15 protein-coding genes are annotated in these 17802 nt (G+C 68.2%); 9 read left to right on the forward strand and 6 right to left on the reverse strand.

Going from position 1 to position 17802, the window contains the following annotated elements:
* The first annotated feature begins 350 nt into the window (after positions 1-350).
* A complete protein-coding gene (locus tag AC1DYP_RS23445) occupies positions 351-3137 on the forward strand; it encodes a TonB-dependent receptor (protein ID WP_477048364.1) in 2787 nt (928 codons plus the stop codon).
* A gap of 139 nt (positions 3138-3276) precedes the next feature.
* Entirely contained in the window at positions 3277-4143 is an 867-nt protein-coding gene (locus AC1DYP_RS23450; protein WP_477048365.1) for an alpha/beta hydrolase, read from the forward strand.
* Positions 4144-4236: 93 nt separating this feature from the next.
* Here AC1DYP_RS23450 and AC1DYP_RS23455 read toward each other — a convergent pair whose 3' ends face one another.
* Positions 4237-4692, reverse strand: coding sequence for a GNAT family N-acetyltransferase (locus tag AC1DYP_RS23455; protein ID WP_477048366.1), 456 nt, complete (start codon positions 4690-4692; stop codon positions 4237-4239).
* A 190-nt stretch (positions 4693-4882) separates the two neighbouring features.
* Positions 4883-6142 (reverse strand): YihY/virulence factor BrkB family protein, encoded by a 1260-nt coding sequence (locus AC1DYP_RS23460; RefSeq protein ID WP_477048367.1) that lies wholly within the window; start codon positions 6140-6142, stop codon positions 4883-4885.
* Positions 6143-6246: 104 nt separating this feature from the next.
* On the opposite strand from AC1DYP_RS23460, the gene AC1DYP_RS23465 reads away from it, so the two are divergent.
* Positions 6247-7008, forward strand: coding sequence for an MOSC domain-containing protein (locus AC1DYP_RS23465; protein WP_477048387.1), 762 nt, complete (start codon positions 6247-6249; stop codon positions 7006-7008).
* Here AC1DYP_RS23465 and AC1DYP_RS23470 read toward each other — a convergent pair.
* Positions 7005-7295 carry a type II toxin-antitoxin system RelE/ParE family toxin gene (locus tag AC1DYP_RS23470; RefSeq protein WP_477048368.1) on the reverse strand — a complete coding sequence of 97 codons (291 nt, stop codon included), beginning with the start codon at positions 7293-7295 and terminating at the stop codon, positions 7005-7007. The genes AC1DYP_RS23465 and AC1DYP_RS23470 overlap by 4 nt on opposite strands.
* Entirely contained in the window at positions 7292-7543 is a 252-nt protein-coding gene (locus AC1DYP_RS23475; RefSeq protein WP_477032537.1) for a type II toxin-antitoxin system ParD family antitoxin, read from the reverse strand. Before AC1DYP_RS23475 ends, AC1DYP_RS23470 begins: the two co-directional genes overlap by 4 nt.
* 87 nt (positions 7544-7630) lie before the next feature.
* Here AC1DYP_RS23475 and prmC point away from each other — a divergent pair, with 87 nt between their 5' ends.
* The 6 genes from prmC to AC1DYP_RS23505 all read left to right on the forward strand — a co-directional run bounded on the left by prmC (position 7631) and on the right by AC1DYP_RS23505 (position 15907).
* On the forward strand, positions 7631-8479 hold the full coding sequence (gene prmC / locus AC1DYP_RS23480; RefSeq protein WP_477048369.1) for a peptide chain release factor N(5)-glutamine methyltransferase: 849 nt from the start codon (positions 7631-7633) through the stop codon (positions 8477-8479).
* 308 nt (positions 8480-8787) lie between these two features.
* Positions 8788-9909: a DUF4167 domain-containing protein gene (locus tag AC1DYP_RS23485; protein ID WP_477048370.1), complete on the forward strand. Its 1122-nt coding sequence runs from the start codon at positions 8788-8790 to the stop codon at positions 9907-9909.
* Positions 9910-10055: 146 nt separating this feature from the next.
* On the forward strand, positions 10056-11483 hold the full coding sequence (locus AC1DYP_RS23490; protein WP_477048371.1) for a M20/M25/M40 family metallo-hydrolase: 1428 nt from the start codon (positions 10056-10058) through the stop codon (positions 11481-11483).
* An 80-nt stretch (positions 11484-11563) separates the two neighbouring features.
* Positions 11564-12307, forward strand: a complete 744-nt coding sequence (locus AC1DYP_RS23495; protein ID WP_477032533.1) for a M48 family metallopeptidase — start codon at positions 11564-11566, stop codon at positions 12305-12307.
* A gap of 99 nt (positions 12308-12406) precedes the next feature.
* A complete protein-coding gene (clpB, locus tag AC1DYP_RS23500) occupies positions 12407-15001 on the forward strand; it encodes an ATP-dependent chaperone ClpB (RefSeq protein WP_477048372.1) in 2595 nt (864 codons plus the stop codon).
* A gap of 336 nt (positions 15002-15337) precedes the next feature.
* Complete coding sequence (locus AC1DYP_RS23505) at positions 15338-15907, forward strand: OmpA family protein (RefSeq protein ID WP_477032531.1); 570 nt, start codon at positions 15338-15340, stop codon at positions 15905-15907.
* 170 nt (positions 15908-16077) lie between these two features.
* On the opposite strand, the gene AC1DYP_RS23510 is transcribed toward AC1DYP_RS23505, so the two are convergent.
* The gene (locus AC1DYP_RS23510) at positions 16078-16986 is read right to left on the reverse strand and encodes an SDR family oxidoreductase (protein ID WP_477048373.1); all 909 of its coding nucleotides are present in this window, start codon (positions 16984-16986) and stop codon (positions 16078-16080) included.
* 50 nt (positions 16987-17036) lie between these two features.
* A complete protein-coding gene (locus AC1DYP_RS23515) occupies positions 17037-17777 on the reverse strand; it encodes an SDR family oxidoreductase (RefSeq protein ID WP_477048374.1) in 741 nt (246 codons plus the stop codon).
* Positions 17778-17802 lie beyond the last annotated feature (25 nt).

Here is a 17802-nt window from a genome sequence, read left to right on the forward strand (position 1 = left end):
GTGTGGCGCGCCGGCGCGCCAAAGCGCTTCACCGTCAGCTGAACCAGGGGTTCCCGCCACAAGGGCGGGAATGACGGCTGAATTGGGAAGTCGCCGTCCGGCCCTTCTCCCCACGGGGAGGCCCCCCGATCATGCGGCGCACGCCCAGGACGCGACGCGTCTCGCGCTTTCTTGTCAGCGTTGCAACAAATGCAAACTCTCGACACGAAGGCCAAAATGGCGTTATCGTCCCGTTTAACGGGAATGCATCCCACAATATGAACTGTCGACCTCGACCCCGAAACCGCCCCAAGCGGGCCCTCGAGAACCGAGCCACGACAGAAAATCGGGAGGAGACCACGATGAAGTCCATGAGAACGCGCCTTTGGCTCGGCGGATCGGGCGCCGCCATCACCGCCGCCCTGCTGTCGGTTCCGGCCGCCGCCCTGGCCCAGGCCGCCCCGGCCCCCGCGCCCAACGTCGACACGGTCGAGGAGATCGTCGTCACCGGCATCCGCGCCTCGCTGCGCAGCGCCATGGACGTCAAGCGCAACTCGCTGCAGGTGGTCGACACCATCTCGGCCGAGGACATCGGCGACTTCCCCGACAAGAACCTGTCGGAGGCCCTGCAACGGGTGACCGGCGTGCAGATCAGCCGCCAGGACGGCGAAGGCCGGGGCGTCAGCATCCGCGGCGCCGATCCCAGCCTCAACCGCGTCGAGATCAACGGCTCGTCGGCCCTGTCCCTGACCGTCGGCGGCAGCGACCGCGCGGTCGACTTCCGCGACATCCCGGTGGAGTTCGTCTCGCGCCTGGACGTGGTCAAGTCGCCCACCGCCGACATGGCCGAAGGCGGCATCGGCGGCACGGTGCGGGTCATCACCCGCCGACCGTTCGACAGCAAGACGCCCTATGTGGCCGGCTCGGTCCAGGGCGTCTATTCGAACCTGGCCGAGGAATACGACCCCAAGCTGGCCCTGATCGGCAGCAAGACCTTCTTCGACGACAAGTTCGGCGTGCTGCTGTCGGGCACCTGGGAAAAGCGCCACCTCAACAGCAACAACGCCCGCACCACCGGCTGGATTCGCCGGGCGCCGACCGCCACGGGCGCGGGCGCGACGCCAGGGCGCGGCACCGACGTGAACGGCGACGGCACGCTGGACTGGGTGCCGGAAATCCCCCGCCTGATCATCGACCGCCGGGTGACCGAGCGGAAGGCGTTCAACGGCATCTTGGAATGGCGTCCGACCGACGACTTCAAGGCCTATTTCGACGCCACCTACGCCACGGCCACCGAGGACGTGAACAGCACACTGCTGCAACTGGGCGCCTCCGGCGGGTTGATCGACTACAGCAAGAGCACGGTCGGCGCCGACAACACGGTCGACCACATCGAGCTGACCAGCAGCACGGCCTTCCCGATGGACCTGGCCTACCGCAACATCCTGGGCGACCTGACGCGCACCCAGTACACCACCGCTGTGGGCGGCGAGTGGAAGCGCGACCGGTGGACCATCGACGCGCGCTTCGACTATTCGAACGCCGAGGTCCAGAACAACGAGATCAACTCGACCGCCACGGTGTTCGGCGTGCCGCGCGCGATCGTCGACTACAAGGGCGGCCAACGCGCGCCGAACTTCTCGTTCCCCGGCCTGGACGTCACCACCGGCCAGGGCGTCAACCGGCTGGACGCGGTGTTCAACCCCCGCAACAACACCTCGGACGAGACCGCCGAGCAGTTCAACGTCACCTATCGTCCCGACGTCTCGTGGCTGACCTCGATCAAGGCCGGCGTCCAGGCCCGGCAGTTCCAAACCGACCAGATCCTGTATCAGCGCACCACGCGCCTGAACTGCCGCGGTGACGCCAGCAGCGGCGCGGCGGTTGCGGTGGCCGTGCCCTGCGCGACCATCGTCGGCATCGTCGACGCCAATTCGACCGTCAACGACATCCCGTTCTTCAAGACCGGCGACCTGGGCTATTCGGGCGGCGTTCGTCAGTGGAACGACAACACCATGGCGACCTACCAGGCCACCCTGGCGGCGTCGGGCCTGACCAACGACGTCTACGCGGTCAACCCCAACCCCAACACCGCCCAGACGGCCGGCGGCCCGGGCAGCTTCCAGAACTTCCTCGACACCTGGTCGGTCGAGGAGAAGACCAAGAGCGGCTATGTGCAGGCCAACTTCGACTTCTCCAGCCTGCCCGTGCCGATCTCGGGCACGCTGGGCGTGCGGGTCGTCGATACAAAGACCCTGTCCACGGGCTTCGACCGGATCCAGACGGGGACAGGGGCGGCCACGCAGGTGAATTTCGTGCAGGGTTCGAAGGACGGCGGTTACACCAAGACCCTGCCGTCGTTGAACCTGCGCTTCGAGTTCATTCCCAACCAGTTGGTCGGCCGCATGGCGGCCAGCAAGGTCATGGCCCGGGCGGCGCCCAGCCAACTGGCGCTGCGCCGCACCGTGGATCGCAACAGCTTCACGATTTCGCGGGGCAACCCGGATCTGCAGCCGTTCGAAGCCACCGCCTATGACGCCGGTCTGGAATGGTACCCCACCCAGGACAGCTTCGTGTCGGCCACGTTCTTCCGTAAGGAAATCTCGTCGTTCATCATCAATACGGTGACGTCCGAGGTCGAAGACGGGGCGACCTACGCGGTGACCCAACCCATCAACGGCACGGACAAGGTCACCATCAACGGCCTGGAGATCGGCGGGCAGTACGCCTTCGACTTCCTGCCCGCGCCGTTCGATGGGTTCGGGATCCTGGCCAACTTCACCTACCAGAAGGACAAGGGCTTCAAGGGCGTCAACCTGCTGACCAACGAGATCCTGCCGTTCCCGGGCCTGTCGCGGAAAAGCTACAACGTCTCGGCCTACTACGAGAACGACAAGGTCAGCGTCCGCGCCTCGTACAACTGGCGCGACGACTGGCTGATCACGGCCGTCGGCCGCGGCAACCTGCCGGAGTTCAACGAGGCCTTCGGCTCGCTGGACGCCTCGGCCAGCTACAACGTCACCGACAAGATCACCCTCTTCGTGGAAGGGGTGAACCTGACCGACGAAGTGCGCATCGAGAACAACAACGCCGTCCGTCGCATCGGCAACGAGACCTACGGCTCGCGCTATTTCTTCGGCGTGCGGGCGAAGTTCTAGGCCGCGGCGCGCGCTTCGGGATAGAGGCGTGTCAGGCGGAGCGACGCGGCGGCCTTCCTTCATGGGAGGGGGGCCGCGTCGCTCCAGCCGGCTCTTTCCGACCAGAAAGGGCGATCTTCTGTAATCGCGTGGCTTGCTCATGATCCAAACGCCGTTTGGCGAGACCTTTCGTTTCAATGTCTGGGACGATGAAGCGAGCGCCGACCTTGGTTTCACCCTGACCGATCCGACGGCGACGCGGCTGGACCTCGAGGTCGCCGCCGTCGCCCGGCCCCAGGTGCTGGCCTTCGTCCCCGACGTTCCGAACGGCGGAGCCATGCTGGTCATGGCCGGCGGCGGCTACACCCAGCTGATGGCCGGCAAGGAGGGGGTCGAGGTGGCGCTGTGGCTGAACGCCCTGGGCTATCACGCCTTCGTCCTGATCCACCGGCTGCCCGACGCCGTCGGCGGCCCGCAGGCGCCGGTCGACGACGCGGCGGAGGCGATGCGCCTGATCCGATCCCGCGCGCCCGCGCTCGGCGTCGACACGGACCGGGTGGGCGCCCTGGGCCTGTCCTCCGGCGGCCACCTCGCGGCTTGCCTGGTCGCCGCCTATCCGGACGTCTGGGTCCCGCCGGTCTCGGCCGCGCCCGCCTTGAGCGCGCGTCCGGACGCCCTGATCGTCGGCTACGGGCCGATCTCGACCAACGCTCACGGACGGGCCGTCGTCGCCGACAAGCCGCCGCTGTCGCCGGTCGAGAAGCAGGCGCTGTACGACGCCCTGCAGCCGGACGCCGGGCTGCTGGCCGATCCGCCTCCGGCCTTCATCGTCTACGCCGCCGGCGATCCGGTCGTGCCGGTCGACAACGGCCTGCGGCTGCAGAGGGCCTATTTCGACCGGGGCGCGCACGCCGAGCTGCACGTCTTCGCCGACGCCCCGCACGGCTTCGCCCTGCGCACGCCGGACCTGCCCGTCGGCGCCTGGCCGGGGCTCTGCGCCCGTTGGCTGGAGGCGGTGGGGGTCTAGAGCGGGGCCGATGTTCGGCTCTGGAAGCGAAAACCCCGTCCTTCGACAAGCTCAGGATGAGGTTTTCTACTGCCGAGGCCTACACAATAGTCCTCATCCTGAGCCTCGGCGCTGGTACCAGGCGATCAGGGTGTCGCGCAGGTGGACCACGGTCATGCGGACCCGCTTGGCGCCCAGCCCCTTGGCGTAGCTCTCGCCATGGGTCAGCAGGGCGCGGCCCAGTTGGCGGTCCTGCTGGTCGGGGCGGATGGTCAGCATGCCCAGGTACCAGGCGCCGCCCCTCTTGGCGTCTTCTGGGGGAACCTCGCCGTCGGGCTCGATCCACACGCAGCCCAGCAGCGGCCCGCCGTCCTCGTCGCGCAGCGTCAGCAGCACGGCGTTCGGGCTGTCGGCCAGGTCTTCCTTGAGGCTTTCCAGGTCGATGCGCTGGCCGTCGATATAGCCGGCTTCGGTGGTCCATCCGGCCCGGGCGCCTTGCCCGCGATAGGCGGAGTTGACCAGGTCGACGATGGCGGGGAATTCGGTTTCGACGGCGGGGGCGAAGATCATGGAGTCTGATTTAGTGGATTCCTCCCCCAATAGAACCCCATTCCCCCGCTCATCCCGGCGAATGCCGGGACCCAGATCCCATGGCGGTGTGCATGACTGGACAAGCTCGGCGCTCTTGGCGTCAGCCACACCGCTATTCCATCTGGGTCCCGGCATTCGCCGGGATGAGCGGGTGTTTTGGAAGTGGCGCTTAGCTGGTCTTGCTGGGCGGCTTGGACCGGCCCAGGCCCCGCGCGTGGGTCCAGTAGCGGCCCGAGACCCGCTTCACCGTGCCCGCCTCGCGCTGGATGAACTCCCAGGGGTGGAAGGCCAGGCCCACGGTGTCGGCCATGGCCGCGCCGCGCTCGCCCATCGGCTTTTCGGGGCCGGTGGTGGAGTCGATGGCGGTCTGGTGCTCGATCTCGGCGTTCAGCTCGGCCCCGACCAGCACAGTCATGATCGAGAACCACATCCACACCATGAAGGCGATCACCGCGCCCAAGGGTCCGTAGGTGTCGTCGTAGTGGGCGATATTGTTGACGTAGAGCGAGAAGCCCAGGGAGCCCAGCAGCCAGGCGGCCGCCCCGAACAACGATCCCCAGATCACCCAGCGCCAACGCGGCCGGGCGCGGCAGGGACCGAAGCGGTAGAGCATGGCGAAGGCCAGGGCCGTCACCACCAGCACGATCAGCCAGCGCAGGGGAATCCAGATCGCCGCCGCCGAACTCAGGCCCACGCGTTCGAAGATCACGGGCGCGGCGATCAGGATGCTGGCCAGCACGATGGCGTAGATCAGGGCGCAGAAGGTGAAGGCGTAGGTCCAGATCGTCTTGGTGGCGAAGTTGCGCTTCTCGTCCTCGTCATAGGCGATGTTCAGCCCGTCGAAGAGCGCCTTCATGCTGGCGTTGGCGCTCCAGATCGACAGCAGCAGGCTGACCGCGAACGCCACGCCCAGCTTGGCCTGCTCCTGGCTGGCCAGGCGGAGCATCTGTTCGCCGATGATGTTGACGACGCTGGCGGGGAAGACGGTCGACATCTCCTGCAGCTGCTTCTCGACCGCCCCGATGTCGGCGAACAGGCCGTACAGCGACACGAAGGCGCCGATGGCCGGGAAGATGGCCAGCAGGGTGTAGAAGGTCACGCCGCCGGCCACGGCGGGCAGGCGGTCGACGCTGATCTCGCGGAAGGTGCGCCACAGGATGTCGCGCCAGCCCAGGACGGGAATGCGGTGCGGATGCCGGGCGGCCCGGCCGCGCATCGGCTCGGCCTTGTCGAAGTCGTGCGGCGGCATGGCCCGGTCCTCGGACAGGCCGGGCGGATGATCGAGCGGGGTCTCGTTGGGGGCAAGTGCGCGCCCAGGCTTGGGCAGGACGAAGGGGACCAGGGCCAGCAGGGCGATCCAGGGGGCCAGGTGATAGGGTCGCGAGGCGATCCACGACCGGATCGGGCGTCGCGGAACGTTATCGGTCATGGTCTGGCCCTCCGCGGGAGGGAACACGCCGCTCGCCGGTCCGTTCCGCGCCTCCACAGATGCTTGGCTTGCCAAGGGATGAGTCGTCGCCGACCTTGCGCGCCATGCACGCCCGGATCGCCAGCCTCTATCGCCACCCCGTGAAGGGGTTCACGCCCGAGCGCCTGACCGGGGCCGAGCTGGTCGCGGGGCGGTGCTTTCCGTGCGACCGCCTCTACGCCGTCGAGGACGGGCCCAGCGGCTTCGATCCCGCCGCGCCCGCCCACATCTCGAAGATGAAGTTCACGGTGCTGGCCAAGATCCCCCAGGTGGCCAAGGCCCGCACCGCCTATGTCGAGGCGACCGGCGTGTTCACCGCCCGGGCCGATGGCCGCCCGGACTTCGCCGGCGACCTGCGCGGGGACGCTGGACGGCGCGGCTTCGAGGCCTGGCTGGCCGACCTGCTGGGCGAGGAGGTCCGAGGTCCGCTGCGCGTGGTCGAGGGGCCCGGCGACTACCGGTTCATGGACAGCCGCAGCGGCTATGTCTCCATCGTCAACCTGGCCAGCGTCCGCGACCTGGAGGCCCGGCTGGGCCGGCCGATCGACCCGCTGCGCTTTCGCGCCAACCTCTATGTCGAGGGCTGGCCGGCCTGGGTCGAGAACGACTGGACCGGTCGGGCGATGAAGGTGGGCGAGGCGAGGGCGGAGGTGCTGAAACCCATCGTCCGCTGCGCCGCCATCCACGTCGACCCCGTCACCGCCGAGCGCGACATCGACCTGGTGAAGGCCCTGTTCGACCACTACGGCCACATGCTCTGCGGGGTCTACCTGAAGGTGGAGCAGGGCGGGTTGGTGGCCGAGGGGGATGAGGTCAGCCTCGCCTAGAGCTTGTCCTCGACATCCATCTGCTGGTGCAGGGCGCGAACCACGACGATCGTCTCGTCGCGGATCATGTAGAACAGCATGTGAGAGCCGGCGGGATGCTTGCGATAGCCGGCCCGAATTTCGTCGCAGGATTGGCCAAGCGCCGGATTCTCGGCGAGCCGTTCGATGATGGTGGTCAGGTCGCGGATGTAGGCGTCCGCCCGCCGACGTCCCCACCGGCCCCGCGAATAGATCCATGCCTCCTGCAGGTCGCGCCGGGCGCGCGGCGCGATCGTGTAGGCGTTCACGTGTTCGCCGGCTCCATCTCGGCCATCTCGGCGAGGAAGGTTTCGACGTCGAACGGTTGCGGCGCACCGCTTTCCTCGCCTTCGATCAGGGCAGCGCGCAGGGTGGCCAAGCGCGTCTCGCGCTCTTCCAGCAGGCGCAGGCCTGCCCGCACGACTTCGCTGGCCGAGCCATAGCGGCCGTCGGCCAACTGGCCTTCGATGAAAGTCTGGAAGTGCTCGCTCAGAGCGATCGACGTATTCTTGCTCATCGGGTCCTCGCAGATCGTGAGGATACCAAAAACTGGTACCGACTTCAAACTCGCCCCGGCGGCGATGACGCGCTAAGGAGCCGCCTCATGACCCTGACCCTCGTCAAAGCCTGGAACGCCGCCAAGGATCGTCTGAAGAACGTTCAGATCGACCAGCCGGCCATCGACGCCCGCCTGCTGCTGGAAGTGGCCGCCGACGTCACCCGCACCGACATCATCACCGATCCCTATCGCGTGCTGACCGATGCCCAGATGGCGACGCTGGACGATTTCCTGAACCGCCGCGCCGCGCGCGAGCCGGTCAGCCACATCATCGGCCGCAAGGGGTTCTGGAAGATCCTGCTGCAGGTCAACAAGAACGTCCTGACCCCGCGCCCCGAGACCGAGGTCATCGTCGACGAGGTGCTGAAGGCCTTCCCGGAAGCCATGAGCTTCAACATGCTGGACCTGGGCGTGGGCTCGGGCACGATCCTGCTGGCGGTGCTGGCCGAGCGCCCGGCCGCCAAGGGCCTGGGAATCGACGTCTCGGAAGAAGCCCTGGCCGTGGCCCGCGAGAACGCCGCCAACCTGGACCTGGCCAGCCGCGTGGCCCTGCTGCGCGGCGACTGGACCAACGGCCTGGGCGACGACAGCTTCGACCTGGTGGTCTCCAACCCGCCCTATATCGCCACCCACATCATCGAGACCCTGGAGCCCGAGGTCCGCGACCACGAGCCGCGCCTGGCTCTGGACGGTGGTCCCGACGGCCTGGACGCGTATCGTTCCCTGGCCGGCGAGATCCTGCGGGTGCTCAAGCCCGGCGCGATGTTCGCCGTCGAGATCGGTTACGACCAATCCGCCGACGTCGAGGCCCTGTTCAAGGCGGCCGGGGCCCAGAACGTGCGGACCATCAAGGATCTGTCGGTCAACGACCGCGTTGTTACCGGTACGAAGTAGCGGCCGGAGTTGCGGCCAAAGTCCCTGATTGAAAAATTCCTTGGAAACCCTGACGTGAGGCGGTAGACGAGTAACGTCTCCTTCCAAAACGCCGGGTGACGGGAAAAGCGATCGTCTCGACGATCGTAAGGCTCCCCTGGCAGGCGCGAACGGCCGATCTGGCTGATCGCCGCGCCCGAACCGGGCGGAGGCTCTACGGAAACCAACGTCTCTAGAACATCGAAGGCAGGACCTAACAGGGTTCCACCCCGCTCCAGAGGCCAAACACCGGACGCGCAGATCGCCGCCGGACAGGTTCAGAAGAGAAGATGAGAGATTTCAAGGGCATGAAGCGCCAGCGCGGCCGCAACAATCGCGGCGGAGCGGGTAGCGGCGGCAAGCCTCAGCAGCACAACGCCAACCGGGCCTTCGACTCGAACGGTCCCGAGGGCGTGAAGGTGCGCGGCGCGGCCCAAGGCGTTTACGAGAAGTACCAGCAGCTGGCCCGCGACGCGACGTCGTCCGGCGACCGGGTCCTGGCCGAGAACTATCTGCAGCACGCGGAGCACTATTTCCGCGTCCTGCGCGCCATCCAGCCGAATCGCCCTGTCAGCGACATCATCGGCAAGGACGCCTATTCGGCTTACGAGATCGATTTCGAGGCCGAGCCGGAAGAACAGACCGAAGCCCCCGAGGCGGCCCAGGCCGAGGCTCCGGCCGACGGCGAAGGCGGTGATGGCGAACAGCGCCGCGACCGGTTCGAGAACCGTCCGCGCGACGATCGCCCCAGGGAGGGCCAACGTGACGGGCAACGCGACGACCGTCCCCGTGACGGCCAGCGCGACAACAACCAGAACCGCGACGGCCAGGGCCAGGGCCAGAGCCGTCGGGACCGCTGGCGTGATCGCGACGACCGTCCCCGCGACGGCCAGCGCGACGATCGCCCCCGCGACGACCGCCCGCGTGACGACCGCCCGCGCGATGACCGTCCCCGTGACGATCGCCCCCGGGAAGATCGTCCGAGAGAAGACCGCTTCCGTGATGATCGTCCCCGCGACGATCGTCCTCGCGACGAACGCCCCCGCGAGGACCGCCCGGCCGCCGCCGAGGTCGCCGAGGCTCCGGCCCAAAGCGAAGGCCGTCGCGAGCGTCCGCGCCGTGACCGCGCCCCGCGCGACCGCGATCCGATGGCGGTGATCGAGCCGCAGGCCACGCCGCTGACCAGCGAGGCTCCGGCCTCGCCGCTGCTGCGCGGCCAGGACGGCGACGTCAGCCACGCTCCGGCCTTCCTGGGCCGCAAGTCGCCTCGCGCCGAGGCCGCCGTGGACTCCGGCCCGATCTCGACCTCGTCGATACTGGCGGCCGACGCCGAAGCCGCTCCCGCCAAGCCCAAGCGTCGCCGCGCCCCGCGCAGCTTCGAAGGCGCCGCGCCGGAGTCCGAAGAGGCCTAGGCTTCTTCACGCATCGGCTAGTCTTCAGTCAGCTCCCGACCCTGTCGGGGGCTGACGTCGTTTTGGGGCTTGGGTTTCAGGCCGGTCCCCATTGCGCTGGACGCCAAACCCCGCCTAGCCTCGCCTCCTCACATCCGGGGGCGACCATGCGCGGCAAGACCAAGACCTTTCTCCTGACGGCGGCGGCCTTTTCGGCGCTCGCGGCGACCTCGGCCAAAGCTCAGTCGGCTCCCAAGGACTCCGGCGAAACCGCCTTCCGCGGCCTCTACAAGGAGCTGGTCGAGATCAACACCACGGCCTCGGTGGGCAGCTGCACGGCGGCGGCCGAGGCCATGGGCGCGCGGCTGAAGGCGGCGGGCTTCCCCGAGGCCGACGTCAAGGTGCTGGCCCCGGCCGAGCATCCCAAGTTCGGCGCCCTGGTCGCCACCCTGCGCGGCAAGGATCCCAAGGCCGGCGCCATCCTGCTGCTGGCCCACATCGACGTGGTGGAGGCCAAGCGCGAGGACTGGGTGCGCGACCCGTTCAAGCTGGTCGAGGAAGACGGCTACTTCTACGCCCGCGGCGCCAGCGACGACAAAGCCATGGCCGCGATCTTCACCGACAGCCTGGTCCGCTACAAGAAAGAGGACTTTCAGCCCAAGCGCGACATCAAGCTGGCCCTGACCTGCGGCGAGGAGGGCGGGCCGTTCAACAGCGTGCCCTGGCTGCTGGAGAAGTATCCCGAGACCATGAAGGCCGACTTCGCCCTGAACGAGGGCGACGACAGCCAGCTGGACGAGAAGGGCCAGCCCCGGCTGCTGGGCATCCAGGTCGGCGAGAAGGTCTACATGGACTACAATCTGGAAGTGACCAACGCGGGCGGCCACTCCTCGCGCCCGATCAAGGACAACGCGATCTACCACCTGGCCAACGGCCTGGTGCGGCTGGGCGCCTACGACTTCCCGATCGCCCTGAACGACGCCACCAAGGGTTATTACGAGCAGAACGCCAAGATCGAGCCCGACGCCGAAGTGGCCAACGCCATGCGGGCCATGGTCAAGGATCCCAACGACGCTGCGGCGGCCGCCATCCTGGCCCGCGACCCGGGCCGCAACAGCATGATGCGCACCACCTGCGTGGCCACCATGGTCGACGCCGGCCACGCGCCCAACGCCCTGCCGCAGCGCGCCAAGGCCAACGTCAACTGCCGCATCCTGCCGGGCAACGATCCCAAGGTCATCCGCGACCAGCTGGAGAAGGTCGTCGCCGATCCGGCCATCAAGATCACCCTGGCGGCCGATCCCGACCCGGTCAGTCCGCCGCCGCCGCTGACGCCCAGGATCATGGCCCCGGCCACCAAGGTCGCGACAAAGATCTGGCCGGGCGTGCCGTTCATCCCTGCCATGCTGACCGGCGCCACCGACGGCCGCTTCACCAACGCCGCCGGCGTGCCGACCTACGGCCTGTCGGGCCTGATGGCCGGCGCCGACGGCGACCACATCCACGGCCTGGACGAGCGCATCCAGGTCAAGGCGCTGATGAACGGCCGCCAGTTCCTCTACGAGGTGGTCAAGCTGTACGCGGACGGGAAGTAGGGCGGGGTAGCCTCCACACGTGGAAGTGGGTTAGGCAAGGGGCGGGCCGCGCAGGCGGCCGTCGGATCCTGGAGCCCGTGATGCGCGTCCCGTCCTTGTCCGTTCTGGCCATGGCTCTGATGCTCGGCGCCTGCGCCTACAATCCCGACCTTGGTCGTCAGCAGATGACCATCGTCAACGATTCCAGCCTGACCCAGGCCGGCGAGCAGGCGTGGAGCCAGGCCCTGGCCAAGAGCAACGTCAGCAACGACCGGCGGGCCAACGCCCGCGTGCGCTCGGTCGGCCAGCGGGTGGTGGAGGCGGCCGGGCTGGGCGACCGTCCCTGGGACTACGCGGTGTTCGAGGACAATGCCCCCAACGCCTTCGTCCTGCCCGGCGGGCACGTCGGGGTGACCACGGGCCTGCTGAACCTGGTGGACAACGACGACCAACTGGCCGCCGTGATCGGCCACGAGACCGGCCACGTCGTCGCCCACCACGCCGCCGAGCGGCAGTCGCAGACCCTGACCTCCAGCCTGCTGCTGGGCGTGCTGGGCGCCGCGGCCGGATCGCCGGACGCGGCCCGGGCGATCTCCAGCTACGGCGGCGGCGCGGCCAAGTACGGCTTCCTGCTGCCGTTCTCGCGCAAGCAGGAGCTGGAGGCCGACCGCCTGGGCGTCGACTTCATGCAGCGGGCCGGCTACCGCCCGCGCGAGGCGGTGATCCTGTGGGAGCACATGCAGGCCCAGGGTGGATCCGGCTCGCCCGAGTTCGCCTCGACCCACCCTTCGGACGCCAGCCGGATCGTGGCGCTGCAAAACTATATCGCCCAACGGGGGTGGTGAACCTTGTGTGGCTGAACGGCCACACCTAAATCCCCGTCCTGGGTTGTTTGTGCTCAATGGAGGCAAGCGGCCCGCATCCGCCTTTGGAGGGGATACCGTATGAAGATCGATCTCTATTCCGACCGCGCCAAGTCCGCGGTCCAGTCGGCGCAGAGCCTGGCCCTGGCCAAGGGGCACCAGCAGCTCGGCCCCGAACATCTGCTGAAGGTCCTGCTCGAGGAGAAGGACGGCCTGAGCCGCGCCCTGATCCAGAGCGCCGGCGGCCGGCCCGACGCCGCCGACGCGGCGACCGACGCCCTGCTGGCCAAGACCCCGCGCGTCGACGGCGCCGGCGGCCAGCTTTACATGAAGCCCGACACCGCGCGCGTCTTCGAGGCCGCCGAGAGCGGCGCCAAGAAGGCCGGCGACGCCTTCGTCACCACCGAGCGCCTGTTGATCGCCATCGCCAAGGAAGGCGGCGACGCGGCCAAGATCCTGAAGGACGCCGGGGCCGCCGCCCAAGGACTGGAGACCGCCGCCGCCGCCGTCCGCAAGGGCCGCACCGCCGACAGCGCCTCCAGCGAGGACGGCTACGACGCGCTCAAGCGCTACGCCCGCGACCTGACCGCCGCCGCCCGCGACGGCAAGATCGACCCGGTCATCGGCCGCGACGAAGAGATCCGCCGCACGATCCAGGTCCTGTCGCGCCGCACCAAGAACAACCCTGTCCTGATCGGCGAACCCGGTGTCGGCAAGACCGCCATCGTCGAGGGGCTGGCCCAGCGCATCGTCAACGGCGACGTGCCCGAGAGCCTGAAGGACAAGGCGCTGCTGTCGCTGGACATGGGCAGCCTGATCGCCGGCGCGAAGTATCGCGGCGAGTTCGAGGAGCGGCTGAAGGCCGTGCTCGGCGAGGTCACGGCCGCCGAGGGCTCGATCATCCTGTTCATCGACGAGATGCACACCCTGGTCGGGGCCGGGAAGGGCGACGGGGCGATGGACGCCTCCAACCTGCTCAAGCCCGCCCTGGCGCGCGGCGAGCTGCACTGCGTGGGCGCCACCACGCTGGACGAGTACCGCAAGCACGTCGAGAAGGACGCGGCCCTGGCCCGTCGCTTCCAGCCGGTGTTCGTCGGCGAGCCCACGGTCGAGGACACCGTCTCGATCCTGCGCGGCCTGAAGGAGAAGTACGAGGTGCACCACGGCGTGCGGATCTCGGACTCCGCCCTGGTCGCCGCCGCCACCCTGAGCAACCGCTACATCGCCGACCGCTTCCTGCCCGACAAGGCCATCGACCTGATGGACGAAGCCGCCAGCCGGGTGCGGATGGCCATCGACTCCAAGCCCGAGGAGCTGGACGAGATCGACCGCCGCCTGGTGCAGCTGAAGATCGAGCGCGAGGCCCTGTCCAAGGAAACCGACGCCGCCTCCAAGCAGCGTCTGGAGAACCTGGAGGTCGAGATCGACGACCTGCAGTTCCGCAGCGACGAGATGACCGCGCGCTGGAAGGCCGAAAAGGACAAGGTCGGCGGCGCCGCCCAGGCCCGCGAGGCCCTGGACCGCCTGCGGGCCGATCTGGCGACGGCCCAGCGGGCGGGCGACTTCGCCCGCGCCGGTCAGCTGCAGTACGGCGAGATCCCGGCGCTGGAAAAGCGCCTGGCCGACGCCGAGGCCGGCGAAACGGGCGCCGGGGCCCAGAAGGCCCTGACGCCGGAAGTCGTCGACGCCGAGCAGATCGCCGCCGTGGTCAGCCGCTGGACCGGGGTGCCGGTCGAGAAGATGCTGGAAGGCGAGCGCGAGAAGCTGCTGAAGATGGAGGACGCCCTGCGCGGCCGCGTCGTCGGCCAGGACGAGGCGCTGGAGGCGGTGTCCGACGCGGTCCGCCGCGCCCGGGCCGGCCTGCACGATCCGTCCAAGCCGATCGGCAGCTTCCTGTTCCTGGGCCCGACGGGCGTGGGCAAGACCGAGCTGACCAAGGCCCTGGCCGAGTTCATGTTCGCCGACGAGCATGCGATCACCCGCATGGACATGTCGGAATACATGGAGAAGCACTCGGTCAGCCGCCTGATCGGCGCGCCTCCCGGCTATGTCGGCTACGACGAGGGCGGGGCGCTGACGGAAGCCGTGCGCCGGCGTCCCTATCAGGTCCTCCTGTTCGACGAGGTCGAAAAGGCCCACCCGGACGTCTTCAACGTTCTCCTTCAAGTGTTGGATGATGGCCGTCTCACGGACGGCCAAGGCCGGACGGTCGATTTCAGGAACACCCTGATCATCATGACCTCCAACCTCGGTTCGGAGTTCCTGGCCAACCAGGAAGACGGCGCCGACGTGGAGGAGGTGCGGCCCCTGGTGATGAACACGGTGCGCGGCCACTTCCGCCCCGAGTTCCTCAACCGGATCGACGAGATCATCCTGTTCAAGCGCCTGTCGCGTTCGAACATGGGCGACATCGTCCGCATCCAGCTGCAGCGGGTGGACAAGATGCTGGCCGAGCGCCGCATGACCCTGGCGCTGGACGCCGAGGCCCTGCAGTGGCTGGCCGACAAGGGCTACGACCCGGTCTACGGCGCGCGCCCGCTCAAGCGCGTGATCCAGAAGGACTTGATCGACCCGATCGCCAGGAAGCTGCTGGCCGGCGAGCTGGAAGACGGCGGCGTGATCGCCGTCGGCGCCGGTTCGGACGGGCTGGCGATCGACAAGGCGACGCTGCAGTAACCTCGCTCGGTTTCGCCGAATCCCAAACGGGCGCGTCCGATGGACGTGGACGCGCCCGTTTTTGGGTCTGGCGGAGAGCTGAAAAGAGGTTCAGGATGACCTCTCGCCCCTCACATATCGCAAATATTTATTGGGAACCTTTGCCCGGTTTGCGCGTACGCGCGCGTTACTTAGAAGCGGCGTAGAGATGTCCGAGAGAATGGCTAAGTCTGTCCAGAACAGGCCCAGAATTCGCCTCTTTCGAATGTCGATTTTCAACTGACGAAGCGCCGCCGCTGGACTGTCGAACGGTTCAGCTTGGTGCTCGGTGTTGAAACAAGGTGGAAGGGTGTCCCCATGATTAGCGTGAATTACAAGATGATGATGGTGAGCGCTCTGGTGGCTGGAGGGCTGTCTGTCAGCGGCTGCGCGACCAAGGGCTTCGTCAACGAACAGGTCGGCGCGGTGAACACGCGGGTCGATAGCACCGACGCCAAGGTGGCCGAGGTGGACCGGACCAGCCAGGAAGCGCTGAAGCGCGCGACCGACGCCGGCAAGCTGGCCGAGGGCAAGTTCCTGTACTCGGTGGTGCTGAGCGACGACTCGGTGAAGTTCCCGCTGAACCGGTACGAGCTGTCGCCGGAAGCCGAGCAGCGCCTGGCCGACTTCGCTTCGAAGCTGAAGGGCGACAACAAGAACGTCTATCTGGAAATCCAGGGCTTCACCGACGCCACCGGTGACCCGAAGTACAACGAAGGCCTGGCCGGCGAGCGGGCCGAGACGGTGCGCAAGTTCCTCAGCAAGCAGGGCGTGCCGCTGAACCGCATGGCGACCATCTCGTACGGCGAGGAAGACCCGGTGGCCCCCAACGACAACCCCGACGGCCGCGCCCAGAACCGCCGCGTGGTGATCCAGGTCCTGGCCTAGAACGCGATCTGGGGACAGGCGCATGCGCCTGTCCCCATCCGACCTCTTCCTTCTCCGCCCGTCCCGACGAAGGCCGGGACCCAAGCTGGCTTTCCGAACCTTCCGTGGAGGTGGGGGCGGCCCGCCTGGCTTGGGTTCCGACATTCGCCGGGACGGGCGGACTTTCCTTGTCAGCCCACGATCGCCGGGCTCAGCAGGTCCTCCAGCCCGATCCGGCGGTACATCTCGGCCCGCACCCGGTCGGCGACGCCGTTGACGACCTCGGCGCCGTCTTCCGACGGGTCGATGTGGACGCGGAAGGGGCGCTTGCCGAACCCGGTGTCGACCACGGAGGCGATGGCCTTGGCCACCTCGCCGGCGTCGGCGTCGGCCGGCTCCAGGGCGGCCAAGCCGTCCAGCGCCTGCTTGGCGACCCCGGCATAGGGCCCGTTGTCGTATTCCGCGGCCCGAGCCTCGTCGGCCGGCTTGCCGGAGTGGGCGAAGTGGTTGGTGCCCTTGGTGAAGGCGCCGGGCACGATGATCGAGGTCTCGATCCCCCAGCGCGCCAGCTCGGTCGAGTACGACACCGCCAGGCTGTCCATCGCCGCCTTGGCCGCGAAATAGGGCGACAGATAGGGCGGCGTGCCGCCGCGCGTCGAACTGGACGACACCCAGACCACCAGCCCCTTGCCCTGCTTGCGCAACTGCGGCAGCGCCGCGCGGTTCACCCGCTGGGTCGACAGCACGTTGACGTCGTAGAGCTGGGCGAACTGCTCGGGGGTGAAGGCCTCGGCGGGGCCGAAGCTCATGTGGCCGGCGTTGTGGACGATCACGTCCAGGCGGCCGTTGTCGGCGACGATCTTGGCGATCCCGGCCTCGACCGAGGCGTCGCTGGCGACGTCCAGCTCGACGGTGCGCAGGTCGACGCCGTTGTCCTTGGCGTAGGCGGCGATCTCGGCGACCCGGGGGGCGTTGCGGCCCTCGGTCTCGCGCATCGAGGCGTAGACGGTGTGGCCGGCCTGGGCCAGGGCCTTGGCGCTGAGCAGGCCAAAGCCGCTGGAGGCGCCGGTGACGACGATGACTTGGTTCTGGATGGTCATGGCTGTGTTCCTTGAAGGGCTGTGTCGGGGAGGGGGCTGCGCGGCCGGGATCAGATGATCCCGCCGTTGGCGCGCAGGGTCTGGCCGTTGATCCACGCGCCGTCCGGGCCGACCAGGAAGGCGATGACGGCGGCGATGTCCTCGGGCTGGCCCAGGCGTTCCAGCGGGGCCAGCTTGGCCAAGTGGTCGATCACCGCCTGCGGCTTGCCGTCGAGGAACAGCTTGGTCGCCGTCGGTCCGGGGGCGATGGCGTTGACGGTGATGTTCCGGCCGCGCAGCTCCTTGGTCAGGATGCTGGTCATGGCTTCCACGGCCGCCTTGGTCGCCGCGTAGACGCCGTAGGTCGGCTGCAGCAGGCCCGTGACGCTGGACGAGACGTTGACGATCCGTCCGCCGTCCCGCAGCCGCCGGGCCGCCTCGCGCAGGGTGTTGAACGTGCCCTTCAGATTGACGGCGATCTGGCTGTCGAACAGGGCGTCGTCGCTGTCGGCGATGGTCGCCAGCTTCATGATGCCGGCGTTGTTGATCAGCACGTCGACGCCGCCGAAGGCCGTCTGCGCCGCGTCGAACATCTTGCGGACCGCCTCGGGGTCGGCGATGTCGGCCTGGTGGGCCACGGCCTTGCCGCCGGCCGCCTCGATCTGGCGGACCAGGTCCTCGGCCGGCTGGGCCTTGCCGGCGTAGTTGACGACGACGGTGAAGCCGTCGCGGGCCAGGCGTTCGGAAACCGCCCCGCCGATGCCGCCCGAGGCGCCGGTGACGATCGCTACCTTGTTGCTTTGGTTGGTCATTTCGTCTCTCCAGGCCGACACCGCG

This window comes from Caulobacter sp. P1_D6, assembly GCF_056406095.1.

Bases quoted from the DNA above. Each gene is read 5' to 3' on its own strand.
- clpB (WP_477048372.1), top strand. From the start codon at position 12,407: ATGAAGATCGATCTCTATTCCGACCGCGCCAAGTCCGCGGTCCAGTCG.
- AC1DYP_RS23515 (WP_477048374.1), bottom strand. From the start codon at position 17,777: ATGACCAACCAAAGCAACAAGGTAGCGATCGTCACCGGCGCCTCGGGC.
- prmC (WP_477048369.1), top strand. From the start codon at position 7,631: ATGACCCTGACCCTCGTCAAAGCCTGGAACGCCGCCAAGGATCGTCTG.
- AC1DYP_RS23450 (WP_477048365.1), top strand. From the start codon at position 3,277: ATGATCCAAACGCCGTTTGGCGAGACCTTTCGTTTCAATGTCTGGGAC.
- AC1DYP_RS23495 (WP_477032533.1), top strand. From the start codon at position 11,564: ATGCGCGTCCCGTCCTTGTCCGTTCTGGCCATGGCTCTGATGCTCGGC.
- AC1DYP_RS23505 (WP_477032531.1), top strand. From the start codon at position 15,338: ATGATTAGCGTGAATTACAAGATGATGATGGTGAGCGCTCTGGTGGCT.
- AC1DYP_RS23455 (WP_477048366.1), bottom strand. From the start codon at position 4,692: ATGATCTTCGCCCCCGCCGTCGAAACCGAATTCCCCGCCATCGTCGAC.
- AC1DYP_RS23485 (WP_477048370.1), top strand. From the start codon at position 8,788: ATGAGAGATTTCAAGGGCATGAAGCGCCAGCGCGGCCGCAACAATCGC.
- AC1DYP_RS23460 (WP_477048367.1), bottom strand. From the start codon at position 6,142: ATGACCGATAACGTTCCGCGACGCCCGATCCGGTCGTGGATCGCCTCG.
- AC1DYP_RS23445 (WP_477048364.1), top strand. From the start codon at position 351: ATGAGAACGCGCCTTTGGCTCGGCGGATCGGGCGCCGCCATCACCGCC.
- AC1DYP_RS23510 (WP_477048373.1), bottom strand. From the start codon at position 16,986: ATGACCATCCAGAACCAAGTCATCGTCGTCACCGGCGCCTCCAGCGGC.
- AC1DYP_RS23465 (WP_477048387.1), top strand. From the start codon at position 6,247: ATGCACGCCCGGATCGCCAGCCTCTATCGCCACCCCGTGAAGGGGTTC.
- AC1DYP_RS23490 (WP_477048371.1), top strand. From the start codon at position 10,056: ATGCGCGGCAAGACCAAGACCTTTCTCCTGACGGCGGCGGCCTTTTCG.
- AC1DYP_RS23475 (WP_477032537.1), bottom strand. From the start codon at position 7,543: ATGAGCAAGAATACGTCGATCGCTCTGAGCGAGCACTTCCAGACTTTC.